The sequence below is a fragment of the Janibacter sp. CoH_79_TC_3 genome, assembly GCF_058197955.1.
On sequence record NZ_JBXWIV010000115.1, the window covers coordinates 1 to 261 of the forward strand.

Genomic DNA, 261 nt, shown 5'->3' on the forward strand with positions numbered 1-261 from the left:
GGTCACTGCCCGATCCGTGCGTACAACGCCGAACAGGCGCAGAACCTGATCAGCGACGTGCTGCCCGATCTCGTGCTGCTCGACTGGATGCTGCCGGGCAAGTCCGGCATCGCGTTCGCGCGCGACCTGCGCAACAACGAACGGACCAAACACATCCCGATCATCATGCTCACCGCCCGCGGCGACGAGCAGGACAAGGTGCTCGGCCTCGAAATCGGTGCGAACGACTACGTGACGAAGCCGTTCTCGCCGAAGGAACTG

The 261-nt window shown here is 63.6% G+C and carries 1 protein-coding gene; it reads left to right on the forward strand.

The window, feature by feature from the left end; all coding sequences use genetic code 11:
* On the forward strand, positions 1-261 hold a 261-nt coding region (locus AC2FA3_RS15305; RefSeq protein ID WP_490510332.1), incomplete at both ends, for a response regulator.